This is a genomic window from Clostridioides sp. ES-S-0001-03, assembly GCF_020676075.1.
Taxonomy (GTDB): Bacteria; Bacillota; Clostridia; order Peptostreptococcales; family Peptostreptococcaceae; genus Clostridioides.
The window spans coordinates 346,291-371,826 of the sequence record NZ_JACVWJ010000001.1 but is presented as its reverse complement, the minus strand read 5'-3'; the positions used below and the strand labels follow the sequence as shown (position 1 = coordinate 371,826).

At 29.0% G+C, this 25,536-nt stretch carries 22 protein-coding genes; 5 read left to right on the top strand and 17 right to left on the bottom strand.

The genetic code is table 11. The annotated features are described in order from the left end of the window. Positions 1-15 precede the first annotated feature (15 nt). The 5 genes from IC174_RS01630 to IC174_RS01610 all read right to left on the bottom strand — a co-directional run bounded on the left by IC174_RS01630 (position 16) and on the right by IC174_RS01610 (position 5,306). Positions 16-1,923, bottom strand: coding sequence for an FtsX-like permease family protein (locus IC174_RS01630; protein ID WP_227433883.1), 1,908 nt, complete (start codon positions 1,921-1,923; stop codon positions 16-18). Further along, the gene (locus IC174_RS01625; RefSeq protein WP_227433882.1) at positions 1,924-2,676 is read right to left on the bottom strand and encodes an ABC transporter ATP-binding protein; all 753 of its coding nucleotides are present in this window, start codon (positions 2,674-2,676) and stop codon (positions 1,924-1,926) included. It abuts the gene before it with no gap. Positions 2,677-2,956: 280 nt separating this feature from the next. Continuing rightward, positions 2,957-3,313 (bottom strand): DUF4180 domain-containing protein, encoded by a 357-nt coding sequence (locus IC174_RS01620; protein WP_227481976.1) that lies wholly within the window; start codon positions 3,311-3,313, stop codon positions 2,957-2,959. Between the two features lie 20 nt (positions 3,314-3,333). After that, positions 3,334-3,795 carry a helix-turn-helix domain-containing protein gene (locus IC174_RS01615; protein WP_227481975.1) on the bottom strand — a complete coding sequence of 154 codons (462 nt, stop codon included), beginning with the start codon at positions 3,793-3,795 and terminating at the stop codon, positions 3,334-3,336. Positions 3,796-4,106: 311 nt separating this feature from the next. Beyond that, on the bottom strand, positions 4,107-5,306 hold the full coding sequence (locus IC174_RS01610) for a S41 family peptidase (RefSeq protein ID WP_227481974.1): 1,200 nt from the start codon (positions 5,304-5,306) through the stop codon (positions 4,107-4,109). A 605-nt stretch (positions 5,307-5,911) separates the two neighbouring features. Between IC174_RS01610 and IC174_RS01605 the strand changes: the two genes are divergently transcribed. The 3 genes from IC174_RS01605 (at position 5,912) to IC174_RS01595 (ending at position 8,777) form a co-directional block, all read left to right on the top strand. Next, on the top strand, positions 5,912-6,685 hold the full coding sequence (locus tag IC174_RS01605; protein ID WP_227481973.1) for a sulfite exporter TauE/SafE family protein: 774 nt from the start codon (positions 5,912-5,914) through the stop codon (positions 6,683-6,685). 14 nt (positions 6,686-6,699) lie between these two features. Continuing rightward, positions 6,700-6,960, top strand: a complete 261-nt coding sequence (locus IC174_RS01600) for a DUF1254 domain-containing protein (protein ID WP_227433877.1) — start codon at positions 6,700-6,702, stop codon at positions 6,958-6,960. Between the two features lie 86 nt (positions 6,961-7,046). Further along, the gene (locus IC174_RS01595) at positions 7,047-8,777 is read left to right on the top strand and encodes an alkyl sulfatase dimerization domain-containing protein (protein ID WP_227481972.1); all 1,731 of its coding nucleotides are present in this window, start codon (positions 7,047-7,049) and stop codon (positions 8,775-8,777) included. 176 nt (positions 8,778-8,953) lie between these two features. Here the strand turns inward: IC174_RS01595 and xylA are convergent, their stop codons facing one another. After that, complete coding sequence (gene xylA / locus IC174_RS01590) at positions 8,954-10,291, bottom strand: xylose isomerase (protein ID WP_227481971.1); 1,338 nt, start codon at positions 10,289-10,291, stop codon at positions 8,954-8,956. Positions 10,292-10,360: 69 nt separating this feature from the next. Further along, entirely contained in the window at positions 10,361-11,908 is a 1,548-nt protein-coding gene (gene xylB, locus IC174_RS01585; RefSeq protein ID WP_413927174.1) for a xylulokinase, read from the bottom strand. Between the two features lie 206 nt (positions 11,909-12,114). Here xylB and IC174_RS01580 point away from each other — a divergent pair, with 206 nt between their 5' ends. Next, positions 12,115-13,296: an ROK family transcriptional regulator gene (locus IC174_RS01580; protein ID WP_227481969.1), complete on the top strand. Its 1,182-nt coding sequence runs from the start codon at positions 12,115-12,117 to the stop codon at positions 13,294-13,296. 474 nt (positions 13,297-13,770) lie between these two features. Here the strand turns inward: IC174_RS01580 and IC174_RS01575 are convergent, their stop codons facing one another. From IC174_RS01575 to IC174_RS01555, 5 genes are read right to left on the bottom strand one after another with little or no spacing between them, the layout of a single operon-like run. Continuing rightward, positions 13,771-14,175, bottom strand: a complete 405-nt coding sequence (locus IC174_RS01575; protein ID WP_227481968.1) for a PTS sugar transporter subunit IIA — start codon at positions 14,173-14,175, stop codon at positions 13,771-13,773. Positions 14,176-14,195: 20 nt separating this feature from the next. Then, positions 14,196-14,678 (bottom strand): PTS sugar transporter subunit IIB, encoded by a 483-nt coding sequence (locus IC174_RS01570; protein ID WP_227481967.1) that lies wholly within the window; start codon positions 14,676-14,678, stop codon positions 14,196-14,198. A gap of 20 nt (positions 14,679-14,698) precedes the next feature. Then, positions 14,699-15,514, bottom strand: a complete 816-nt coding sequence (locus IC174_RS01565) for a PTS system mannose/fructose/sorbose family transporter subunit IID (RefSeq protein WP_227481966.1) — start codon at positions 15,512-15,514, stop codon at positions 14,699-14,701. Then, positions 15,501-16,280 (bottom strand): PTS mannose/fructose/sorbose/N-acetylgalactosamine transporter subunit IIC, encoded by a 780-nt coding sequence (locus IC174_RS01560; protein WP_227481965.1) that lies wholly within the window; start codon positions 16,278-16,280, stop codon positions 15,501-15,503. Before IC174_RS01560 ends, IC174_RS01565 begins: the two co-directional genes overlap by 14 nt. After that, the gene (locus tag IC174_RS01555) at positions 16,280-18,364 is read right to left on the bottom strand and encodes a TIM-barrel domain-containing protein (protein WP_255612968.1); all 2,085 of its coding nucleotides are present in this window, start codon (positions 18,362-18,364) and stop codon (positions 16,280-16,282) included. The genes IC174_RS01560 and IC174_RS01555 overlap by 1 nt, the downstream gene beginning before the upstream one ends. 516 nt (positions 18,365-18,880) lie before the next feature. Here IC174_RS01555 and IC174_RS01550 point away from each other — a divergent pair. After that, the gene (locus IC174_RS01550) at positions 18,881-19,093 is read left to right on the top strand and encodes a hypothetical protein (protein ID WP_227481963.1); all 213 of its coding nucleotides are present in this window, start codon (positions 18,881-18,883) and stop codon (positions 19,091-19,093) included. A gap of 324 nt (positions 19,094-19,417) precedes the next feature. Here the strand turns inward: IC174_RS01550 and gatY are convergent, their stop codons facing one another. From gatY to IC174_RS01525, 5 genes are all read right to left on the bottom strand, one after another. Next, a complete protein-coding gene (gene gatY / locus IC174_RS01545; protein WP_227481962.1) occupies positions 19,418-20,290 on the bottom strand; it encodes a tagatose-bisphosphate aldolase subunit GatY in 873 nt (290 codons plus the stop codon). 19 nt (positions 20,291-20,309) lie between these two features. Beyond that, the gene (locus tag IC174_RS01540; protein ID WP_227481961.1) at positions 20,310-22,226 is read right to left on the bottom strand and encodes a PTS fructose transporter subunit IIABC; all 1,917 of its coding nucleotides are present in this window, start codon (positions 22,224-22,226) and stop codon (positions 20,310-20,312) included. 2 nt (positions 22,227-22,228) lie between these two features. Further along, positions 22,229-23,149 (bottom strand): 1-phosphofructokinase, encoded by a 921-nt coding sequence (locus IC174_RS01535; protein WP_227481960.1) that lies wholly within the window; start codon positions 23,147-23,149, stop codon positions 22,229-22,231. Positions 23,150-23,251: 102 nt separating this feature from the next. Further along, the gene (locus IC174_RS01530; RefSeq protein WP_227433867.1) at positions 23,252-24,004 is read right to left on the bottom strand and encodes a MurR/RpiR family transcriptional regulator; all 753 of its coding nucleotides are present in this window, start codon (positions 24,002-24,004) and stop codon (positions 23,252-23,254) included. Positions 24,005-24,341: 337 nt separating this feature from the next. After that, the gene (locus tag IC174_RS01525) at positions 24,342-25,490 is read right to left on the bottom strand and encodes a glycerate kinase (protein WP_227481959.1); all 1,149 of its coding nucleotides are present in this window, start codon (positions 25,488-25,490) and stop codon (positions 24,342-24,344) included. Positions 25,491-25,536 lie beyond the last annotated feature (46 nt).

Below are 25,536 nucleotides of genomic sequence, written 5' to 3'. Positions count from 1 at the left end.
TAACAAATTTATTGATTAATTTTCGTATATTACCTTCTTAAACTTATTAATAGATACTGCTCCATATATTATGAAGATTATTAAGCATATTACTAAGCTTAATATATATATACTAAATAAATCAGCCATTAGTAAACTGCCTGCTAGTCTTAATGCAAAGTAACTTGATATTGTTGCACTTAACATTGGTAAAGTGTAAAATATAGCTACTTCTTTAAAGACAGCTTTATTTATTTCTTTTTCTGTAGTTCCTATCTTCAATAAAGTTTTATATTTATCTCTATCTTCATAAGCATCACTATATATTTTCATGTATATTATGCTTCCAGCCACAAGCGTAAATACTAAAAATAAAAATACAAGCACTACATATGCAAATTTCATCCATTGACTTTCGTTTTGAGCTTTATATCCATTTCTCATGTAGCCACTTTTCATACTTAAATTTTTTTCAATATTATCGAACATCTTTTGGCTATTTTCTTCCTCAGATACTTTCGCTCCATAAAAATATATTTGTTCTCCTTTGTCTTTTAACTTAGAGTAGATGTTATCATTTACTACTATAATGCTGTCATTAATCCCTGTTCCCAATACTGGTACTTTTATTTCCCCTTTTGTAATATTATATACTTGTCCATCAATGTTCACATTAGTTTCTTTTTTAGCTAATGTTAATATCGTTTGAGGACTTTTTAACTGCATTACATTATTTCCTTCAACTAATTTTTCGCCATACTCTTTTAATTCCTTCTCATTTCCATTTACTTTGAGAATATTGTAAAAATCACTGTATTTCATTATTATATTTAATTTATCATAATCATCTTTGCTATCTGGATTTTCTAAAGCTATTAGTTCTGGATTTACTGAATATCTTATACTATTAGTATCTTTTATTATATCTTCTATTTGTGTTCTATCTACTTCATTTTTATCTGTTGAAACTATACTAACAGTATATACATTCCTCTGTTCTTGAGCATTTTGTTGCATATGTTTTATGGCAACTGATGCACCAAGGGTTGATATTGTAGTCGTTATAATTATAGCTATTATAGAGTAAGTTTTATAGTTTTTATTTAATCTATAATTTATATTGTTTATTGCTATTATATTATTTCCATTGAATAATACCTTTTTATTTTTCATTATCATATGAAATACAACAGGCATAACTGATTTAAATAAACCATAAGTACCTATTATTATTATCACTATAACTGGTATTACACTAGCTATGTTTCCAGAGCGTATATCCATAGAAAGATAATAACCATATCCTAATACTAAAATTGATATTATGGCTAATATGTATAATCCTATACCTACTTTTGGTATTTTGTCTTGTTTCTTAGATGTGTTAATTAGGTTTATTACACTACTTCTACATATTGTTACAAAACCTTTTATAGTCATTATCATAAATATAGAAATAAATATCAAACTGGCATACATTATAGCTTTGATACTAAACCCATTGGATACATTTATATCAAATCCTGATAATTTTATTATTACTACCTGGAAAAATCTAGATGTTATTATCCCTATAAGTATTCCTGTGATACAAGAGCTTATTCCTATAAGCATATTTTCTACAAAATATATTTTTCCTATAGTATATAAATCCAACCCCATAAAAGATAGTATCCCTATTTCTTTTGACCTATTTTTAAAGAATATATTTGTCGCATACCATATAAAGAAAAATAAAAATACTGACAATATTATTATTACAGATATTAACACTGATAATGTGAATTTCTGATTTTCCCCTTGCAATACATTTATGGCATCACCATATCTTAGTAATTCAAAATTAGTCAGTACAACTACTGAAAAGACCATAGATATAAAAAATGCCAGATAAGTTCTTATATTACTTTTAAAATTATTATAAGCAATTCCAAGTACACTCACTTACATTTCACCTCCCATAGAGGCCAACATATCCATAATTTTTCCATAAAATTCTTTTCTACTACTTCCTTTGTTTAATTTACACTTTATAGTTCCATCATTTATCATATATACTTCATTTGAATAACTTGCTGTTAGAGGGTCATGTGTAATCATTATAATAGTAGCATTATTCTCTTTATTTATTCTTTCTAATGAGTTTAAAAGTTCATAAGCTGATTTAGAATCTAAAGCACCTGTTGGCTCATCAGCAAATACTACTGCTGGATTTGTAATTAGTGACCTCGCTGCTGCACCTCTTTGCTTTTGACCTCCTGATAATTGATATGGATATTTATCTAAATGATTTTCTAATCCAAATTTTTTGGCTATCGAAAATACCTTACCTTCAATTTCTTTACTTTTCTTTTTTCCTAATGCCAGAGGAAGTGCTATATTATTCATGAGTGTCATATTATCTAATAAGTTATAGTCTTGAAATATAAATCCTATCTTCTCTCTTCTTAATTTTGATAGTTCATTATTTTTTACTTTAGATATGTTAATTCCATCGAGTATTATTTCTCCTGAGGTTTGTTTGTCAAGTGTAGACATTAGATTAAGTAATGTTGTTTTTCCTGCACCTGATGGACCCATTATTGCTATAAAATCACCTTCGTTAACTGTGAGAGATATACTTTTTAATACATTTGTTTTAAATCCTTTTATTCCATAGTCTTTTGATATATTCTTTATTTTTAATATTTCTTTCATAATTAATAACCTCCATTTGTTCATTTCTTAGTATATATTCATTTTAAAGGTTTTGTACGGTTAAATCCTTATGTAAATATTACATTTTATCTACCAGTATTACACTTTTGTAACATAGAAAGGTTATTAATAAATATGTTTCTTAAGTTTGTATTTATATTAATTTCTTAATTCTGAAAATATCATTTACTTATTAAATAATTATCATATATATGTATTTTATTTTTATATTCAATACTTCTAAATGCCTTACTTATATTATTTATTTTATTAATCTCCGTCATTTTAGATTTAAAATATAATTTTTAGCATCCTCAAAATTATCAAATAGTCTAAAATTATTTGATTTATTTAACTCTAACATTAGTTCTGAAAATCTTTTATTTATCCTATTTTTATCATCAACAATTGCAGCAGCTTGTATCCTATAATTTATAAATTTTTGTATTGTAATACCTGCCAAACCTGTCTTTAAATTAAAAAAATCATCTGTAAGTGAATTCTTACTAAACATCAAATAATCTGTACCATGTTCCATACACAGTGATATAATATCCATGATTTCTTCTTCATTACTAAATTTGCTATCTACAAAAATATATTTTTTATCCTTTTGTTCTCTTATATCGTAATTCATTTTAATTCCTCATTTCTACTTTAAATATTTTCTATTAATAAAGATATAGAGCTTAACATTTCCTCAATAAACTTTATATCTCCCCATAACATAACCCTAAGCCTATTTTCATTTTCGGCATACTTCAAATTAATGGTAGAACCACTTGATATTGAAGTTGGATTATTTGTAAGTGCCAAAAGCAAATTTGATAAACGTGAATATTCATTATTAGATATATTATTTATCTCAACTACTGTAGATACATTAACTTTTGGGATGCTCGCTAAGTTTTCAGATGCATTTAACCTAAATTCTATACCCTTATCTTCATTTTCACTCTTTACATCCATAAAACTATTTAAATCCTCTTGTGATACTCTCCACTGCTTACCGACTTTATTAGCTTTTAATTTCCCATCTTTTATAAACTTTCTTATTGTTTTATGATGCATTTCTAAAATATTCGCAACTTGGTCTATTGTATAAAACTTTTCCTCCATAACTACACTTACCTTTCATTTGATAATAATAATATATTAGTTTAAGAATATAAAAAAGTCAAATTTATTTTGTATTTTATTGCTATTTATTATATTTTATTGCTTTTTAATGCTCTATTGAAATTATTATAATCTTTGTATAGAGGTTCCAATCAAATTTTAAAAGGACAAATAAATCTTATAAAAAACTTCAAAACTTACATAAAAAAGTAACTCAAAATCATTTTGAGTTACTTTTTTACAATTTTTCTATAATTTTTAATGCTAAAGATAAATCTCTAAAATAATATCCAGCAACATTTAATTGTTATTTAATAATTGATATTTTCAAGCTTTAATACCTTTTTTATACTGTTATCATCTTTAAAATTTGTTGTTCTTTTACAGTCTTTTACTTTAAACTCAGGAATAGTTTTAAATTCTTCATCGCATATTCCGTCTTTGTTTAAATACATACAACTTGACATTCTAACTATTAAACCACTATTTTTTAACTCAAACAACACAGGGTCTATTCCTCCACCATCACCTCCAGTAGTTTCTCCTACTAAAGTTGCAAACTTAGTCTCTTTACAAAACATAGAAAACGACTCTGATGATGAATATACTTTTTCATCTACAAGTAAGTATATATTACCTTTAAATTCCAAATCATTACTAGTATTTATGGTATAAGAAGTTTTTTCAAAATCACTAAAATTTTTTAAAGTTTCCTTTGGTGCATTTTTCTTTACACCTACTGGTAGGTTTTCTATAGGCTCTAACTTTATATTTCTTGCATTGGTGTATTTTTTAACTATTTTATTATTATTTCTATAGAGTCTATAACCTTCTATTTTTATATCATTTTTTATAAGTTTAGATACAATTCCTTTCCAATACCTATCACTTCCGCCTGAATTTCCTCTTATATCAATAATTAGAGTTTGATATTTTTCTAAAGTATTAACATAATCTCCTATCATTTTTAAATCCTTATCCATTGACCCATTTTGTGGTGACATTGATGGTAAATACATGTATCCAACCTTACCTTTAATTATATCTTCTAAAATCAGTTCTTTTTTTACAAAAATATCATTTGGTATTTTTATTTTAGTATTTATAGAATTATATCTATCTACAACTTTTTTGTCATTAATAAAGTCATACCAATTATTATTAGAGTATGATTTTTTAAAAAGTTCATATCTGTTTTTATTATCTATTAACTCAGTATGTTTATTGTTTAATTCTGATAATATAGAGGATACTTCTTCTATAAACTCTTCATCACTTTCAGTATTTTTAATTCTTTTTATATATTTGTCCTTATTTTCTAACCAGTCAATATGATTAAGTCTCTTATTTACATCCAAGTAAGGATACCCTGTTTTTATAACATTATATACATATTTAAAGTCATCTATCTTTTCTTCCTCAGATAGTTGCTTCTTTTGGGAATAAGTATTATTACTTAGTAAAATTATAGATATACAAATAATTCCTAAAAACAATATTTTCTTTTTCATACAATTTTCATCAACTCTCCAAGTTTATATTTTAATAGCCTATATTATTATAACTATTCTACACTAATACTTATATCTTATTATAATTTATATTTACACAAATATACTTAAAATTCGTCTTCTTATGATTCTATAAAAAGCCTCTAAATATATAAATATACTTGAATATGGCTACTCTAAAGTAAAATTACTATTTAAATAATTTTCTTTTATATCTAAGTGCATATATTATTTTACAAAACTATCATAAATATTATAATTAATTTTTAACTGCAACCATACATACTGTAATCTTATTTGATATAGAATTTTCTATATTTTCTTTTAACAAGTCAATTATTTTTTATACAACCATTACTATTTTTAAGTTTAATTTATTACTAATGATAATATTAAGTTTTTATATCCTATTTTTTATATAATCCTTTTTTATTTTCTACTATTAATATTACATAGTTTTATATTTCATTATAGATAATAGTATTTGTAAAAATATATGAATTATTTCAAATTTAACCCTTATTAAAAATAAATTATTTTACTGTTTTAGGGCATACTTACTATTAATAAAATTAGCATAAAACTTTAGGATAGGAGAAACACATATGATATTTTTCATTGTAGGATTTATTGCATCTATTGTAGGAGCAATTTCTGGACTTGGTGGAGGAATTATTATAAAACCAGTGCTAGATGCAGTAACTACACTAGATGCTTCAGTTATAAGTTTTTTATCAACTTGTGCTGTATTTACTATGTCTTGTTCAGCTGTTATTAAACATATTAGATATAAAACTAAATTTGAAAAACCAACAACTATATTGCTTGGAAGTGGAGCAATTTTAGGAGGTTTAATTGGTACTGAAATATTTGAATTTATAGTTGAATTTATTAACAAAGATAAACTTGTAAAAATAATTCAGAATGGACTTCTTTTTACTTTATTAATATCTATATTAATATACATAAATCTACCTAATAAAAAACAATTCCATATAAAGAATCGTATATTTATAATTTTACTTGGATATACTTTAGGAATGATTTCATCTTTTTTAGGAATAGGTGGTGGTCCTATAAACATAACAGCTCTGACGTTGTTTTTCTCGATGGATTTAAAGAACGCATCTGTTAACTCAATAATACTGATACTATTCTCTCAAGCTTCAAAAATAATAACTCTATTAATTTCAAACTCTATACCTTTAGGTCTTGATATATCAATGTTATTATGCATAATGCTTGCTGCAGTTTTAGGTGGGTTGTTAGGTACTGCTATTAATAAAAAAATAAGTAAGGCAAAATTAATCATTGCTTATAATGCTGTTATGTTGTTTGTAATAATAACATGTTCATGGAACATAGTAAGGTTATTTTAAAGGAGGAATTCTCAATGAATAAGAATGATTTACTTAAAATAGTTAAAAATACTTATATATATGGATATCCAATAGTAGGTATGTATGAATTGCTATATACACAGATTATGAATCCCCAAACTAAATTAACAAATTTTAATGAATTTGCTCATACTGCCACTGTAGCATCACCACAAACATCGTTTATACCAGCACCAAACAATGATACTACATACTCAACAGCTTGGCTTGACTTACGTAAAGAACCTGTAATAATAGAAGTACCTAACACTTGATAGATGCTATTTGTGGTAAATGGTTACCTCCTGTTGTTACTAGAGTAAACTAATAAAATTTTTAATATTTAAAAGGAGTTATGTCTATGAGTAATTTCGCTTATACTGAAAAATCGAAGTTTGTTAATCCTAGATTGACAGAACATTCTAAAACAATGGAACAAAAAATTTATAAAACAGGTGAAAATGTATATAGTGCTGTTGGATTTGGATTATCTTATCCAGTTATGATTGAAGGAACTGATGGCATTATAATCATAGACCCAGCTGAAACTATAGAAATGATGGAAGAAATAATGAAGGGCTTTCGTAAAATCACTGATAAACCAGTCAAAGCAGTCATAGTTTCTCATAATCATGGTGACCATTGGGGCGGTATGAGTGTCTGTGTAAGTCAAGAACAAAGCCAAAATAAAGAAGTTTTAGTTATTGTCGATGAAACATTTATAAAACATTTCTCTCAAGCTAGTGGGGAACTACTAGATATTAGAATGGGAAGAGCTGTTTGGATGTATGGTTCTATACTTCCCAAAGGAGAACATGGCTATGTTAACTTAGGTTGTGGACCTGTTTTATCTAAAGGTTCTAATAAATTTATTACACCAAACACATTTGTATCTGTTGAAAATGGATTGAAAATTACTATATCAGGTGTTGATTTAGAGTTATTCCACTGTGAGGCTGAAACTGAAGATGCTGTATGTGTATTTTTACCTAAAGAAAAGATAATGTTTGTTGGAGATGCTGTTCAAGGCGAAATATTTCCTAACATATATACTGTTAGAGGTACTGTTCGCGATGCTAAGAAATGGTATGCAGGAATTGATAAAATTCGTAATTATCAACCACATTATTTAGTTGGAACTCATATGAGACCACTACATGGTAAAGATGAATGTACTTCTCTTCTAACAGACTATAGAGATGCTATACAGTATACTCATGACCAAACAGTTAGACTTATAAATATGGGATATACTCCTGATTATGCAATAAATGAATTAGGACAACTTCCCCCGCATCTATTTCAAAGAGAACGTTTAGGTGAATTTTATGGAACTTTTAAACAAGGCATTAAAGGTGTTTATGACCAATATATAGGCTGGTTTAATGGTGAAGCAAGTAAATTAAATCCTATTTATCCTAAAGATGCAGCTAAAAAATATATAAAAATTATGGGTGGTCGTGAAGTAATATTAACTGAAGCTAAAAAGGCTATCGATGACAAAGATTATGAATGGGCTGCAGAAATATTAAACTATCCTATCCGTATAAATAATAACGATATGGAAGCTAGAAGCCTTAAGGCATCTGCTGTTCGTATGCTTGGATATCAAACAGAGAATGCCACTTGGCGTAATTGGTATCTAACTAGTGCAATGGCATTAGATGGAACTTTTGAACAGATAGTAAAACAAGGTGGAGCCAATGCAGGATTCCCTCCTTTTTCAAATTCATTTATAGGTCTAACATCCAAAGCTATGTTTGAATCTTTCAAAGTTAAGCTAAATGGTCCTAAAAGTTCTGCTGTTCATATAACACTACTAGCATGTGTAACTGATACTAATGAAGTATTTAATTTAGAGTTACGTAGAGGAATTATTGAAATACATGGTCAAGATAGTGATATAGAAGCTGATATTTCAATTGATGCTTCCAAAGAAATATGGGCAAAGCTAATAACAAAAGAAGTTAACATTATTGAAACTATTGAAAATGGTCTAGCAAAATGTAATGAACCACAAAAAGCCCAAGATTATTTGGACTTATTTGATGAATTTACTCCATTTGTAGATATGCCATTCTGGTTACAATAATTTTAAAGTGCCTATTTTGGATTTATTATTCAAATATAGGCGCTTTGTTGTAATTTAAATTAATTTTTTAGTATCTTTGGCCTCTTACTTTGCATCTTTAGTCTTCCACTTTAAAATAAAAGCTAGAGAATACTCCCTAGTTTTTATTTAATCAGTTAAGATTCATAACTATACAACTACTTGTTGCAAATTGTATCAACTTCATATATATACCTATTAAGTATGTTTTCTAACATTTCTTGTCTTCCAGACTTATTCTTTATAGTTGACATTTGTAGTGCATAAGTTTCTAATTCCTTAAATCCAACCTTACCTTCTACTATGTCTTTACCTATACCTTCACTAAAACTTACATATCTATCTTTAGTAAAGTTTTCAAATACTTCATCCTCTAATAATTTATGAGCTATTAATAATCCTTTTGCAAATGTATCCATTCCTGCAATATAAGCTAAAAATAAATCTTCTACTTCAAAAGATGCTCTTCTTACTTTAGAGTCAAAGTTAAATCCACCTGGTGCTATTCCACCTTGCTTTAACACTTCATACATTGCAAGTGTTGCATCATATATATTTGTTGGGAATTGGTCTGTATCCCATCCTAATAATAAATCTCCTTGATTTGCATCAACACTTCCTAAAACATTGTTTATTCTAGCTATATTTAACTCATGTTGGAAAGTATGACCTGCAAGTGTTGCATGGTTTGCTTCTATATTCATTTTGAAGTATTTATCTAAGTTGTACTTTCTTAAGAATCCTAAAACTGTAGCAGTATCAAAGTCATATTGATGTTTAGTAGGCTCCTTTGGCTTAGGTTCTATTAAGAATTGTCCAGTAAATCCAATTTCTTTAGCATAATCTACAGCCATTTTTAGAAATCTTGCAAAGTTATCCATTTCAAGTTCTGTATTAGTATTAAGTAAAGTTTCATAACCTTCTCTTCCACCCCAGAATACAAAGTTTTCTCCACCTAAATACTTAGTAACTTCCATAGCCTTTTTCACTTGAGCCGCTGCATAAGCGTAAACATCAGCATTACAAGTTGTAGATGCCCCATGAACAAATCTTGGATTACCAAACATATTAGCAGTTCCCCATAACAATTTTATACCTGTCTCTTTCATTTTAAGTTTTATGTACTCAACTATTTCATCTAATATTTTATTTGTTTCAGCTAAATCTTTTCCTTCTGGAGCTATATCTCTATCATGGAAACAGAAATACTCAATTCCCATCTTAGTCATAAATTCAAATCCTGCATCAACTTTAAACTTTGCTATTTCCATTGGATTTGTCATGTTATTCCAAGGTCTATCTACTGTACCTACTCCAAATGGGTCATTACTTTCTCCACATAAAGTATGCCAGTAACTCATTGCAAACCTTAAGTGCTCTTTCATAGTCTTATCTCCTACTACTTGTTCAGGATTGTAGTATCTAAATGCTAACTCATTTTCAGAATTTATTCCTTCAAATTTTACTTGTCCTATTCCTTTAAATATTTCACTCATTTTATATCCTCCCAATGTTTTACACATATGATGTATGTAATATTTTTTATTAGTTTAAACCTGTTTTAATTATTTATCTTTAAAATTAACTGCTTCATCTAACATCTTAAAATCATCTTTTAAAGACTTGTATAATTTTTTATACAATTTGTGATATCTCTTGTACATGTCCACATTTTCATTTATTGGTTCTAACTTAGTTGAAGTTTTTATTATGACATTGCAAGCTTGTTGTATATTTTCATATATTCCTGACCCTACTAGTGCAAGAATTGCAACTCCCAATGCTGGACCTTCACTTGAGTTTATAGTATATACATCTTGATTAAACATATCTGCCTGCATCTGTCTCCAGACTTTACTTTTACCTCCTCCTCCAGAGGCTCTTACTTCATTAACGTCTATATTAAGGCTTTGTATTATATCCATACAATCTTTTAAACTGTATGAAACACCCTCCATAATTGCTCTTGCCATTTCTTTTTTAGAGTGCATTGGAGATAATCCAAAGAACACTCCTCTAGCATAAGGGTCAAGATGAGGAGTCCTCTCTCCCATCATATATGGTAAGTAAAGTAATCCATTACATCCTGATGATACCTGACTTACTTGCCCATTTATAATTTCATATACATCTTTCTCTAAAGATTTTGAAATTTCTATTTCTCTTTGACAGAAATTATCCTTAAACCATTTTAATGATAATCCTGCCCCTTGAGTAACACCCATAACATGCCATGTATTTGGTACTGCGTGACAGAAAGTATGAACTCTACCTTCTTTATCAACTTTAGGTTCTTTTGTATATGCAAATACCACCCCTGATGTGCCAATAGTAGATGAAACTACCCCTTCTTCAACTATTCCATTTCCTATAGCTCCTGCTGCTTGGTCTCCAGCTCCTCCTACAACTATTGTTCCTTCTTTAAGCCCTGTTAAGTCTGCTACCTCTTTAGTCACATATCCTGTTATTTCTTGAGATTCATAAACTTTACCTAAAAGGTTTTTATCGATATTTAACTTTTCAAGTACTTCATCACTCCAATTTCTTTTACTTATATCAAGTAACTGCATACCACTTGCATCTGATACTTCTGTAGCATACTTTCCTGTCAACTTGTATCTTATATAGTCTTTTGGAAGAAGTATTTTATTAGTATTTTTGTAAATATCAGGTTCGTTATTTCTAACCCATAATATTTTTGATGCTGTAAAGCCTGTAAGTGCTGGATTAGCAGTTATTTCAATTAATCTTTCTTTTCCCACTAAGTCAGTTATCTCTTCACATTCTTTTATTGTACGTTGGTCACACCATATTATAGAGTTTCTTAATGTATTACCTTCTTTATCTAGCATAACTAGACCATGCATCTGTCCTGATAATCCAATTCCTTTTATATATTCACTACTTATATTTGAACTTTGAATTACATGTCTTATAGATTCTACTACAGCTTTCCACCAGTCATTAGCATCCTGTTCTGCCCAACCTGATTTCTCTTGTATAAGAGGATATTCATATGTACAGCTTTCTATAGTATTTCCTAGTTTATCAAATAAGACAGTTTTCGTACCTGATGTACCAATATCTACACCTAATACATACTCCAATTTAATCCCTCCTTGAGATAGTACTTATAATTATCGTTTTCCTATTCCAATTTTTTTATGTTTAGATATATTTTACTTGCTTTATTTTTGTTAGTATATTAAACTAACTTATGAACTAATAATAAAATATTTAATTATCTTTGTCAATGCAAAATAACCTTTTATTTTTAACTAAAAAGTATTACAATATTATTTTAAGGAGGAATATCAAATTGGTTACTGATAAATACACTATTCGAGAAATGAATGAAAGATTGGTACTTGAACAAATTATAAAAAATGGTCCTATTTCTAGAGCGAGTATCGCCTCTACCATAGGATTAAACAAAGCAACTATATCTGCTATTACCAAAAAACTTATTGATGAATCTCTAGTCCATGAAATAGGAATTGGAAATAGCACTCATAGCGGTGGAAGAAAACCCATACTTTTAGTATTTAATAAATGTGCAGGGATTTCTTTAAGTATGGATATTGGATATGACTATATATTCTCTTCTCTATCTTATTTAGATGGAACTATTATAAAGTCAAAGAATTTGACAGATATACAGATAAATAAAGATAATGTCATACAACTAATAGATGAGGTCATAAATAGTTATAATATATCCAAAATAGATACTCCTTATAATGTAATAGGATTCACTCTGGCTATACATGGAATTACTTGTGAAAATAAAATACTGTTTACTCCATATTATAATCTTAATGAGATTGATTTATATAGTATCCTTAGTGAAAAATACGACTTCCCTATTCATATAGAAAATGAGGCAAATTTAACAGCTTTAGCTGAGAGTACTTTCTCAACGATACATAGTTCACTACTTAGTCTTAGTATTCACAGTGGATTTGGTTCAGGCATTATAATAAACAATAAATTATATAATGGTAGAAATGGTATGAGCGGCGAAATTGGCCATACTATTATCATGCCTAATGGTAAACCCTGTCCTTGTGGAAACCTTGGATGTTTAGAACAATATTGTTCAGAGAAAAAAGTATTTGAGCAACTTTCTTCTTTAGAAAATATCCCTAAGATGGATTCTAATATGGTAAAACAGCTATACTATGCAAATAATCAAAATGCTAAAAAAGTTATTAAGGATTTTTGCAGTTACTTATCAATAGCTATAAATAATGCTATTGCAACCTATGCTCCTGAGATAATCTATTTAAATAGCCAAATAATTAGAGATATACCTGAGATATTACAGATTACAAAAGATATGTTAGTTAGTTCTTTTAACAAAGGTATAAATATAGAAATTTCATCATTAGGGTCTGAGGCATCTCTATATGGTGGTTCTGCTGTAAATATCAAGAGCTTTTTAAATATACAAAATTTAACTTTGATGAACGAAATAAATGATAAAATAACTACACTATAATGAGTAATCTAAAAACTAGCTTAAAAAGCTAGTTACATTTTTTAATACCTAAACGAATTCAAACCCATTACTTATACTATAATTGTAATGGAACACTGAAAAAGGTAACTACATCTAAATCGACATTTACAACAGATGAATCACTTCATAAATCACTTTATTTAATAACTTCCAGTATTATAATAAGTGAATTCAAAGTTTTAGAACCTGACCTAAAGTATTAAATCGATTAAATATTCATCTTAATGAAATATTAGTTACAGTCATTATTAAAGTCAAAAAAATTAAGAATAGCTTTATATAGATGCTATTTTTATAAAGATGGTAATAATCTTAAATAAGGGTTATGACTACACAGCCATAACCCCTTTAAAGTATAAATTCTAAAATTAAATTTATTCTGGAGTTTACACAAGATTATTTATATTCTCTTTCTCAGAAGTTGTACATTAATTAGATATTAATATAAAGTTTCTATTCATCATCAGATAATAAACTCATTGTAGGTTCAACTATAGAAATATTGTCTTTACCTATCTTCTCTAACTTTACTGCTAATTCTTTTGCATCTGAAAAAGCTGATTCAATAACCATACCTAAATTTAACCCTGAAATGATTTTAATTCTACTATCAATACTGGCCTCTAATAAAGCAGCATTACATGGCGTTCCACCAATTAAATCCACCATTATAGTTATTTCTGAACTTTCTTTATATACTTCTAAAGCTTTTTTTAGTTTTTTTATTGTTCCTTCAATTCCATCATCCTGTTTCATATTTACAGTAGGATAATTTATAGTATCCCCTATTATCATTTTTGCGGAATTTAAGACTTCTTCAGCCATATTTCCATGGCTCATCAAAATAATACTATTCATTTTAATACACCTCTCTAAATCTATAAAATGTCTACAAGATAAGTTTTCTTGTCATCAGGCGTCATTATAGTTGTTATTTCAATTCCTTCATCTAGGAGTTTTCTAAATGCTTCTTTCTCTTCTTCTGTAACACTGATATTAGGTTTTAATACTGTTGTATCTTTTCTACTTGACATATTTCCTACATTTATATTATGTATTTTTAATCCTGCCTCCACAAATGGAATAAGGTCAACAGGAGACTTGACAATTAATAATACATTTTGTCCTTCATACTTCCCAGCAGTAATATTTTTTATGGCAGTTTCTTCTGTAATTATAGATGATGCTATTCCCGCAGGTGTAGCCATTCTTAGAACTTGTTTTTGAACAGAATTATTAGCTACTGCATCATTTACTACCATTAATCTTGTAACACCTAATTTATTACTCCACATAGTTGCAACTTGACCATGAATTAAACGGTCATCTATACGAATATTTTTAATGCCTTTCATTTCCATATCTAAATATCACCCTTTCCTTATTTTAAAATACCTAATGCATATAAAATTATTGAAACAACCATTACACCTAAAATTAAGTATATAGGCTTTATGTTCTTTTTAAGAGCCCAATACACAACTAAAACTAAAATTGCAGGAACTAATCCAGGCATAATTTGGTCTAATATTTCTTGACCTTTCATTGTAAAGTCGCCTTGTTGAAAGTTCAAAGCAACATTAGCTTTTACTACAGATGGTATCAATGCACCTACCACCATTAAACCTAAAATAGATGTACTCTCAGTTAAGATTTTTAAACTTTTTTCAATTGAAGATATTAGCTTAGTACCTGATGTATACCCAGCATTAAATAGTGGTATACTTAATAATTTTAACGCTACACTCACTGCAATCCATAGCAGGATTCCAAATGGACTTCCATCTATCGCCATATTAGCTGCTATTGCTCCAAAAATTGTCCATGGAATAACAACAAATAAACTATCTCCTAAACCTGCTACTGGCCCCATCAATCCTGTTTTAATTGAGGCAACAGCCTCTTCAGTGTCTTCACTTGATAATTCCTCCATAGCTACATTAATACCCAAAATATAAGGTGCAACCCATGGGTTAGTATTAAAAAATTGTAAATGATTTAATACAGCATTTTTAAGTTTTTCTGGATTATCTTTATATACTACTTTTAGAAATGGTAGTACTGCATAACAATATGCTAAAGCTTGCATCTTCTCATAATTTGAAGAGACAGAACTAGTGAAAAACCAACGCCATAGAACACTTTTTTTAACTTTTTCATTTGATTTATTTACTGATACATTATCACTCATCTTCATCCATACCTCCTGCCACAGTATAATGTTGTGCTTGATTTTCTACATTCTTTTTGTAAATTATAAGTGCAATCGCTCCTCCAATTAAAGCTACACCTAACAATGGTACTTTCATATATACTGCTAAAACAAAACCAATTACTAAATAACTAAAATACTCCTTAGCAGGAAGGTATCTAAGTAATAATCCTATTCCTACCGCTGGAAGTAATCCTCCAGCTACTGTTAAACCACCTGTTAACCATTCAGGTGTATATTTTAAAATTGTGTTAATTAAAGAAGGTCCAAATATTACAGATAGAGCTACTGGAATACCTGTTGTAGCTGCTGTTAATAATACTCCTAACATTTGCATATATGTTATATTTTTATAATTTCCTTTTCTAGCTCCATCTTCTGCTTTATGAACTAGCCATATACCAATAGTATTTCTAAGAACATCTAACTGTACCATCAATAAAGCAACTGGGATACCTATAGAAATTCCTACAGATGCTTCTTGCTTAGTTGTAATAGTTATAAATGTAGCTACTATACTTGCTGTTTGATAATCAGGTATTGATGCTCCACCAAAGTTACTAATACCTAATGATAATAGTTGTAGTGTACCTCCAATATATAAACCTGTGTTTATATCACCTAGGATAAGACCAGTAATAAAACCTGCTGTTACTGGTTGATATGTACCAAACATTGTTGAATTTTTTTCATAGTTTATAAAAAATCCATACAGTACGATTAATAATAATTGCCATAATTGTGGCTCCATTATGATTTCACCTCTCTCAAAATATTTTTTAGTTCTTCAAAATTATGCTTAGAATTTTGCTTTAAGAAAATAGGAATTTCTTCAAGTGGGCATTCAATTTCATAAGTTTTTCCACCTTCATAACTAACCCCACTAAAGATATTCTCCCATGTATATCCTTTTGGCAAATATACTTTTCTACTTCTATCTTTATAATTCATTATTGGAGCAACCAAAATTTCATCTCCAAACATATATGTATTATCAATCTCCCAAGTTTTATCATCTTCAGGAAATTCATAAAATAGAGTTCTCATAACTGGTGTTCCCTCTTCATGAGCTTCTTTCATTAATTTTTTTAAATAACTTTTTAAACTTTCTCTAATTTTTATAAACCTTGTAAGAATTCTTTCAACCTCTTCACCATAAGACCATATCTCATTAGGAGCTCCAGTAACCATTGAACCTCCACCTTTATTTGATAATGGCTTACTGTGAGGTAGCCTATCTCCATGCATTCTCAAAATTGGTGAAAAAGTAGCATATTGGAACCATCTCACCATAAGTTCTCTAAATTCTGGGTCGTTAGGATTTCCTCCATGGAAACCTCCAATATCTGTCGTCCACCATGGTATACCTGCTAGTCCCATATTTAACCCTGTATTTACTTGATTATTAAAAGCCTCAAAACTAGAATCAATATCACCAGACCATACTAAAGCTCCATACTTTTGAGCTCCTGCCCAAGCTCCTCTTACAAGAGTTACAACTGACTCTGTATCATCATGTAAACCATGATAAATCATTTTTAAATAATCAATAGGATAAATGTTACCACAGCTTAAAACATTTCCTTTTTTATATCTATAATTATCAAAATCATAAACAGAATATCCAGGTTCAGCTACATCTAACCAATAATAATCAATTCCCAGTTGCTTATAATTTTTATCTATTCTATCCCAAACATAGTCCCTTGCATCTCTATTTGTCATGTCTACAAATACTGTATTTCCTTGAATTTGCATTGTCATTCTGACACCACGATTAACATTGACTAAATATCCATTTTCTAAATAATCATTGTAGTTTTCTGCATCACTTTGAACTGTAGGCCATACAGATACTATTGGTTCTACTGAATACTCTTCTTTCAGTTTTTCAACTAACTCCTTAGGATTCTTCCAATAATCTAAGTCAAATTTATATTCACCTTGCTTAGGCCAATGAAAATAGTCGATTGCAATTGACGAAAGTTTAATGCCTCTTTTTGAGTATTCTTTCACAACATCCAAAACTTCCTCTGAAGTTCTATATCTTAATTTACTTTGCCATAGCCCTAATAGATTTTCAGGCATCATAGGTACAGTTCCTGTAACTTGAGAGTAATTTTTACTTAACTCTTTTGGGCTTTCTCCACAAGTAATCCAATAATCTATAAAGTTTGTAGAAAACATCTTCCACTCTGTTATGTTCTTGGCAAAAGATACTCTTCCAATTCCTGGATTATTCCATAAAAATCCATAACCTAAACTAGAAATATAATAAGGAACTGATATTTGAGAATTTCTTTGGGCTAACTCCAAAATGGTATTCTTTAAATCTAGAAATTCATGTTGGTATTGTCCCATCCCAAAAACCTTTTCACAAGGTTTAGACTCAAATCTAGTAGTTACTTCAAATTCTCCATTACAACTTGGTCTATATTCTCTTGATTTCAATTTAAGTGTGGAGTTAAAGTCTTTGGTAATTTCAATGGTTCCTACGTCTTCTCCACCATCATCGTGTTTTACAGCTCTTAATCTAATAAATTCCTTTAACAATATTTCATTTTTATCGTTATAAAAAGTAATTCTATCTCTATGGTCTAAGATAGCCTTTACTTTTCCATTTTTAATACTTACACTACCATCTTCACTCTTGTCAATTTTAATATCTTCTTTATTCAACTTAGGTTTTTCATTAAGAGCATAATTTTCATCAATAAAATTTTGGTCGACAAATGACCTAATACGTAAAGAATTTTTTCCCCATGCTTCTATTCGCAGTAGTTCATTGTCAAATCTTTTTTCAATATAATCTTCAAATATTCTTACCACAGCCATCCTCCTAAATCGATAATTTAATCTTCCATTTTGATGTACTTTAAAATTAAATAACTCAGTCTAATATCTTAATTTTATATATTAAACATTGCATACAATTTATTTGTACATTAAACTAACTTACTAATAATATACTTTATTTAGTTCTCTTTGTCAATCGTTTTCCAAAATTTGATAGAATTTTCCAATTTAGTTATAGATAACAGCTTTTGTATAACCTAATACTCACAAATAAACAAATCCATTGTTATCCTCGCTGTCATATATAACACTTATTCTTAGTTATAAAAATAAGGAATAGTTTGTCTACTATCCCTCAAAAAAATCTTAATATTCAAATTTATAATATACACCTTACCTATAATTCTAATAAATTAAAAACCATACAAATAATAAATACTTCCTATATACTTAAAGTTTATTTTAGAGACTTCATATTATTTATAGTATTTAAAATCTTGATAATGGAATATCTATTATTATTATAAATTTATTTTCATCAACTTTTATTTTTTATTGTTTGGTGGTTTAAGTGGAAGTGGTGCTGATTTATTGGTCGGTTTTTTAGTTCAGTCTGGTCATAAGATATTTACTGCTGCATTCTTTCCAAGAATCCTTAGCAATATAGTAGACAAGCCTTTATCTTGTATTATGGTTGTGTATTTTATAAGTAAAATGCCTAAAGGTTTTATATCTCAATATAATAGAAGTACATCTAGTTCTTCTTAATAAGTTGTATATCATATCTAATTTATTAAATATTATGATAAATTTATATACATATATTTGTATAACAATATTTTCTACTTCATTTTTCATTAATTTTAATATTAATGATTCAATTATGCAATATTTGTATTAATTTAATTAAATACAATCTCTTAATATAAATTTAGATTCTAAATCTGTATTAAGTGGTTGTATTTTTATTTATTTCTAATTACCATACATATCCCTCCAAACTGCTCATTTATTCTCTTAAATATATAAAATAAAGTAAGAGGTTTATAATAAACCTCTTACTTTATTTTATATATTTATAATTAGATTTTATTAACAGTACTCCACTGCCCCTACTACTTTTCCTACACATCCACAAACTTCCATCCTACTCTTAACAAATTCTTTAACCGAATCTAGACCTTTTTTACCATATTTCTTAGGGTCAATTACCTCAGGGTCAGAATTAAGCACATCCTTAACCCCATTACTATAAGCAATCCTTAACTCTGTTGCATAATTAACCTTACAAATTCCTCTTTTTATAGATTCTTTAATAATCTCATCTGGTATCCCTGACCCACCATGTAATACTAATGGAACTGATACAACCTCTCTAATTTCAGATAATCTATCCAAATCAAGCTTTGGCTCTCCTTTATATAACCCATGTGCTGTGCCTATTGCTACTGCTAAAGATGATACCCCTGTTCTCTCTACAAATTCTTTTGCTTGTAGTGGGTCTGTATATGCTCCACCATCACCACCATCTAAATCGTCTTCCTTACCTCCAACTTTACCTAATTCAGCTTCAACAGGTATATCTGAAGGTGTACATGCATCTACAACAGCTTTAGATATTGATATATTATCTTCGTAACTTTCATGAGAACCATCAATCATAATAGAAGTATATCCAACTCTAAGTGCCTGCATTGCTAGCCCAAAACTTGAACCATGGTCTAAGTGCATAGCCACAGGAATACTTGCCTTTTCTGATGCAACCTTTACATTTGCTAAATAATAATCCAATCCTGCATACTTTATTGTTGAAGGTGTTGTCTGTAGTATTACAGGTGATTTAAGTTCTTCAGCAGCTTCTATTACTGCCATAACCATCTCCATATTTTCAACATTAAATGCTCCTACTGCATAATGCCCTTCTTGTGCATCTAATAATATTTGTTTAGTTGTCACTAATGCCATAATTCATCCTCCTATATATTTATAATGATTTAATTTCTTCATTATTTAATTTTGATACTATTTCTATGCTTGTCTTGCTATTTATTAACTCATTTAAAAATTCTTCGTCCATTAGTTTTGCAGATAGTTGAGACAATGTCTTTAAATGTAAATTATCACCATTGTCTGTAGCTGCTATCATAAATATAAGATGTACTGGGCTTCCATCCTCTGATTCAAAATCAAATCCTTCTTTTGATACACCAACTGCTACTCGTGGTACTTTTACTGCATCTGTTTTTGCGTGTGGTATCGCTATGCCCATACCAAAACCTGTAGATGATATTTCTTCTCTCTTATGAATTTCTTCTTTAAATTTATTTTTATCTAAAAGAACACCTGATTTATCAAGTATTTCAACCATTTCATCAATTACATCTATTTTATTTTTTCCTTTAATATCTAAAACTACTGTTTCTTCGTTATACAAAGAAACTTTATTAGATACGTTTTCCGATTTTGTAATTTCATTTTTATATTCATTTTTAATTTCATCTGTATTTTCTGTAGTATTATTGTTATTTACTACCTTAGGTGTAACTATCATATAAAGTATCGCTCCTACTAATGAACCTGCAAGTATACATCCTACCCATAAAAGCGGCTTATTTACTAGTCCTAAGACTAAAAATCCTCCATGTGGAGCTGGTACTTCTATTTTCATTATGTAAGTTAAAATCGCTGATATTGATGACCCAATCATAAGTACTGGCAACACTTTCAGTGGATTCTTTGCCGCGAAAGGTATCGCTCCTTCTGTTATATGAGTACTACCTAGTATATAATTAATTAATCCTGCCGCTCTATCTTCTTCTGTAAATCTATTTTTAAATAAAGTAGATGCTATAGCTATTACTAATGGTGGTGTTATACAAGCTGCAGATACACCTGCCATAAATAAGTAGTTTCCTTGACCTAGAAGCATAGTTCCAGTCACATATGCTGCTTTATTTACTGGACCTCCCATATCAAATGCTGACATACATCCTATTACTAATCCTAGGATTATAGGACTTGAGTTCTGTAACCCTGAAAGGAAATTCATCATAGCATTGTTAAGAGCTGAACATGGTCCCCCAAGTAACAACATAGATATACCAACAACACCCACACTGACTATAGGAATTATAAAAATAGATTTAAGTCCTTCTAACTGTCTTGGTAATTTTCTCAATAAGTACACAAATAATTTAACTGCATAACCTGCCAAAAATCCCGATATAATTCCACCTAAGAACCCTGAACCTGTGTCAAACGATATCATTCCTCCAACAAGCCCTGCCAACATACCAGGTCTACCTGATACAGATTGAGCTATAAACGCCGCTAATACAGGAACCATCAAATTCATAGAATATCCACCAACAGATTTTAATGTAGCTGCTATCTGATTATACTGTTCTGAATTTGGGTCAAATGAGTAAATCCCCCACAAAAATGATATAGCAGTTAGCACTCCGCCTGCTACTACTAAAGGTAGCATATGAGATACTCCATTCATTAAGTCTTTATATAGTTTTTGACCAAACGACAAATTCCCTTCTTCTGTAAATTTGCTACTTGATGTATTTCCCTTTCTAACTGCTACTTTACCATCAATACACTTTTGTATAAGCTCACTAGCTTTGTGTATACCTTCTTTTACAGGTACCTCTATTACTGGTTTTCCATTAAATCTATCCATATCAACGTTTTTATCACAAGCAACTATTATTGCATCTGCCATTTCGATATCTTTTGCTGTTAATTTATTCTCTACTCCTATGGCTCCATTTGTTTCAACTTTTATATCACATCCTAATTCTTTAGCTGATTTTTTTAATGCTTCTTCTGCCATAAATGTATGTGCAATTCCAGTTGGACAACCTGTTACCCCAAGGATTATCTTTCTCCCCATTTTTATACCACCTTTCTGACTTTTATATTTTTTATGTACTCTTCTACATTCGCCAAACTACCGATACCATTACTTTCAGCCACACTTGCACCCGTTGCAGCAGACCTTTTCAATGCTTCTTCAATATCTTCTGGATTTTCCAACCATATACTTAAAAAAGCAGCTAATGCAGAATCACCAGCACATGCAGAGCTAACAACTGTAACTGGTTGAGCACTAGCATAATAAATTGCTTCTCCATTGTAAAAATAAGAACCTTTTTCTCCTAAAGTTAGTAATATATTTTGAGCTCCTTTCAAATGTAGTAACTTAAGCACATCCTTAATGTCCTCTTCATCTCTTACAATAATTCCAAATATATCTTTGATTTCTTCATCATTTGGTTTTATCAAGTATGGATTATATTCTAATAACTCCTTTAACTTCGGTGAACTTATATCAAGTATTGTTTTTATATTTTTATTTTTACAAATCTCAAATATATCTTCATAGTAATTATCATCAATACCAGGTGGTAAACTTCCACTTATTGACAAGTAATTTATATCTTCTAATGACTCTATCTTCCCTATCATTTCTAACTTTTGCTTTGCATTTACATATGACCCAGAGTTTACAAATTTAAACTCATCATTTCCATCATTTAAAAATATATTTATACGAGTTGTATCTTCTACCCAGGTAGGTAGTACATCAAACCCTTTCTTTTCACTTTCTTCAACTATATATTTTCCTGAGAATCCTCCAAAAAAACCTAATATCTTGGACTCTACACCATAATGACCTAGTACAAATGTCACATTTAAACCTTTTCCATTAGGAGAATATGTAGCATTTGATGTACGATTTACTAATTTACTTTTTATACCGTTAGTAGATATGTTCATATCTATTGCTGGATTCGTGGTTAATGTATATATCATTGTCTTCCCCCTTGCTTCTGCTGTGTATGTTTTCATTATAATAAAAAAGTCTATGAAAATCTTTTCATAAAAAGAAAATAGATTTTCATAGACTTTTTCAATTTAATTTTCAGAATTATTATATTTGACCATATAATCTATAATTATCCTAGATATAATGTACAATGGTAACCTAGATGACACTTCATACTCAGAGATTGAGATATGATAATGTTTATATCCTACAATATATAAATCAGAATAGTTTATAAGTTTTGCATTTTCACTACAACAACATGTTATAACTTTGGCTCCACTTAAATTGGCATTTTGTGCTGATTCTACAAGTTCTTTAGTGTTTCCATTCAACGAAAATATGATTATAAGTTCATCTTCTTTCATTGATTTAGATTTTATTTTCATTATATTAGGGTCATTTATAAAAAACACATTAAAATCAAGTAATTGTAACTTAAGGCTAAACTCTTTTGCTACATATTCAGTAAGACCTCTTGCTAAGACGTATATCTTACTAGATTCATTTATAGTTTTTATTATATTAATTAGTGTAGTTAAGGATATTTGTTCTATAACTCTCTGCGCTTCTATAAAAGACTTGTTTATTATATCCCCCATATTGTGTATATCATTATTTTCATCTTTTACTGTCAACCTGTATCTAAGTTCATTAAATCCATTTAGGCCACATTTTCTAATTGCTCTTGAAACAGTTGCTGGAGACGAATATGTTTCATGAGCAATCTCTACTATGGACAATTCTGATAATATTGACTCATTTTGATTTATAAATTTAATTATTTCAAGTTCCGTTTTCGTTAGATTTTCAGAATTACTTTTGTTTAGCTCAATTATCATATTTTTTCTCTCCTTGTATATAAGTTTTTTGTCTAAATTTATCAAGTAATATAATAATATATTTCCTCTTAACTACTTATTTTTATACACAATCATGATTTAGTCAATGTCTATAAGTATAAATTTATAATATTATAATTTTGTACTTTAATTTATTCTGTAATTACTATGTTATTTTGCAATAAAAAAGTAATTACTTAATCACTAAGATTGAGTAATTACAAATTTTTTAGCCTGCAAGTAGCTTATTATGAATAGTTAAAATTATTTTCAATATGGATTAATATATCCTCTAAAGGACTTATTTCAATATCAAACGCTAGCTATGTCAGTCTTTTTATTTAGTACTTTTTAATACCTTTATAAGATTAAATATTTGTACTGTTGTGACAGTCATATTATTACTTGCCGTTTCCTTATCCATTGCTTCTTCTATGGTCATAGCCCTATTTACTATAGAAAAATAAGCATCTATCCCTTCTTCATTACACTTAACTGCATCTTCTGTCGTTGCTCCAGCCAAACCTATTACTTTTGCCCCATATTTTTTAGCCATCTTTGCAACTCCTATTGGTGCTTTGCCCATAGCTGTTTGATTATCCAATTTACCTTCTCCAGTTATTACAAAGTCTGCACATTTTAACTCGTTCTCTATTTTAATTTCTTCTAATATTATTTTTACTCCAGATTCTAATTTTGAATTTAAAAACGCTAAAAATGCAAAACCTAATCCACCTGCTGCTCCAGTACCTTCTATATTGGCTATGTCTTTATCTAAATCACTTTTAACTATCTTAGCAAAATTTCTAAGGCCATTATCTAACTCTTCAATTATTTTTGGTGTTGCACCTTTTTGAGGTCCATATATGTACGCTGCTCCATTTTTACCAAACAGTGGATTATTCACATCACAAGCTATTTTAAAGCTACATTTATCTAATTCTTTTAACCTATTATCTATTTTTATATGTCTTATTTCATTTAAAACTTTTCCACCTAACCCTACTAAGTTGTTGTTTTCATCATAAAACTCAAATCCTAAAGCTTGAAGCATACCTACCCCAGCATCATTAGTAGCACTTCCACCTATTCCAACTATAAAGTTTCTATAGCCTTTATTTATTGCTTCTTTTATTATTTCTCCAACACCGTAAGTTGTGGTGCTTAAAGGATTTCTAAGTTCAGTTGGAACTAATGTTAATCCTGATGCTTGAGCCATTTCTATTATTGCTGTATTTGTACTTTTTAATAATCCATATGTCGCATTTACTTTCGTAATTATTGGTCCAGTGACTTCTATAGTTTCTTTTTCACCATTCATACCTTGTACTAAAGCGTCTACTGTTCCTTCCCCACCATCTGCAAGTGGCAATATCTTTACTTTTGCATCTTTTTCAACTTTTAATATCCCCTTTTTTATTGCATTTGCTGCCTCAATTGAAGATAAACTGCCTTTCAAAGAATCTATAGAAATTAATATTTTCATATTTATCTACTCCTTATTTTAAAAATAAAAATTTATAAGTTTTAAT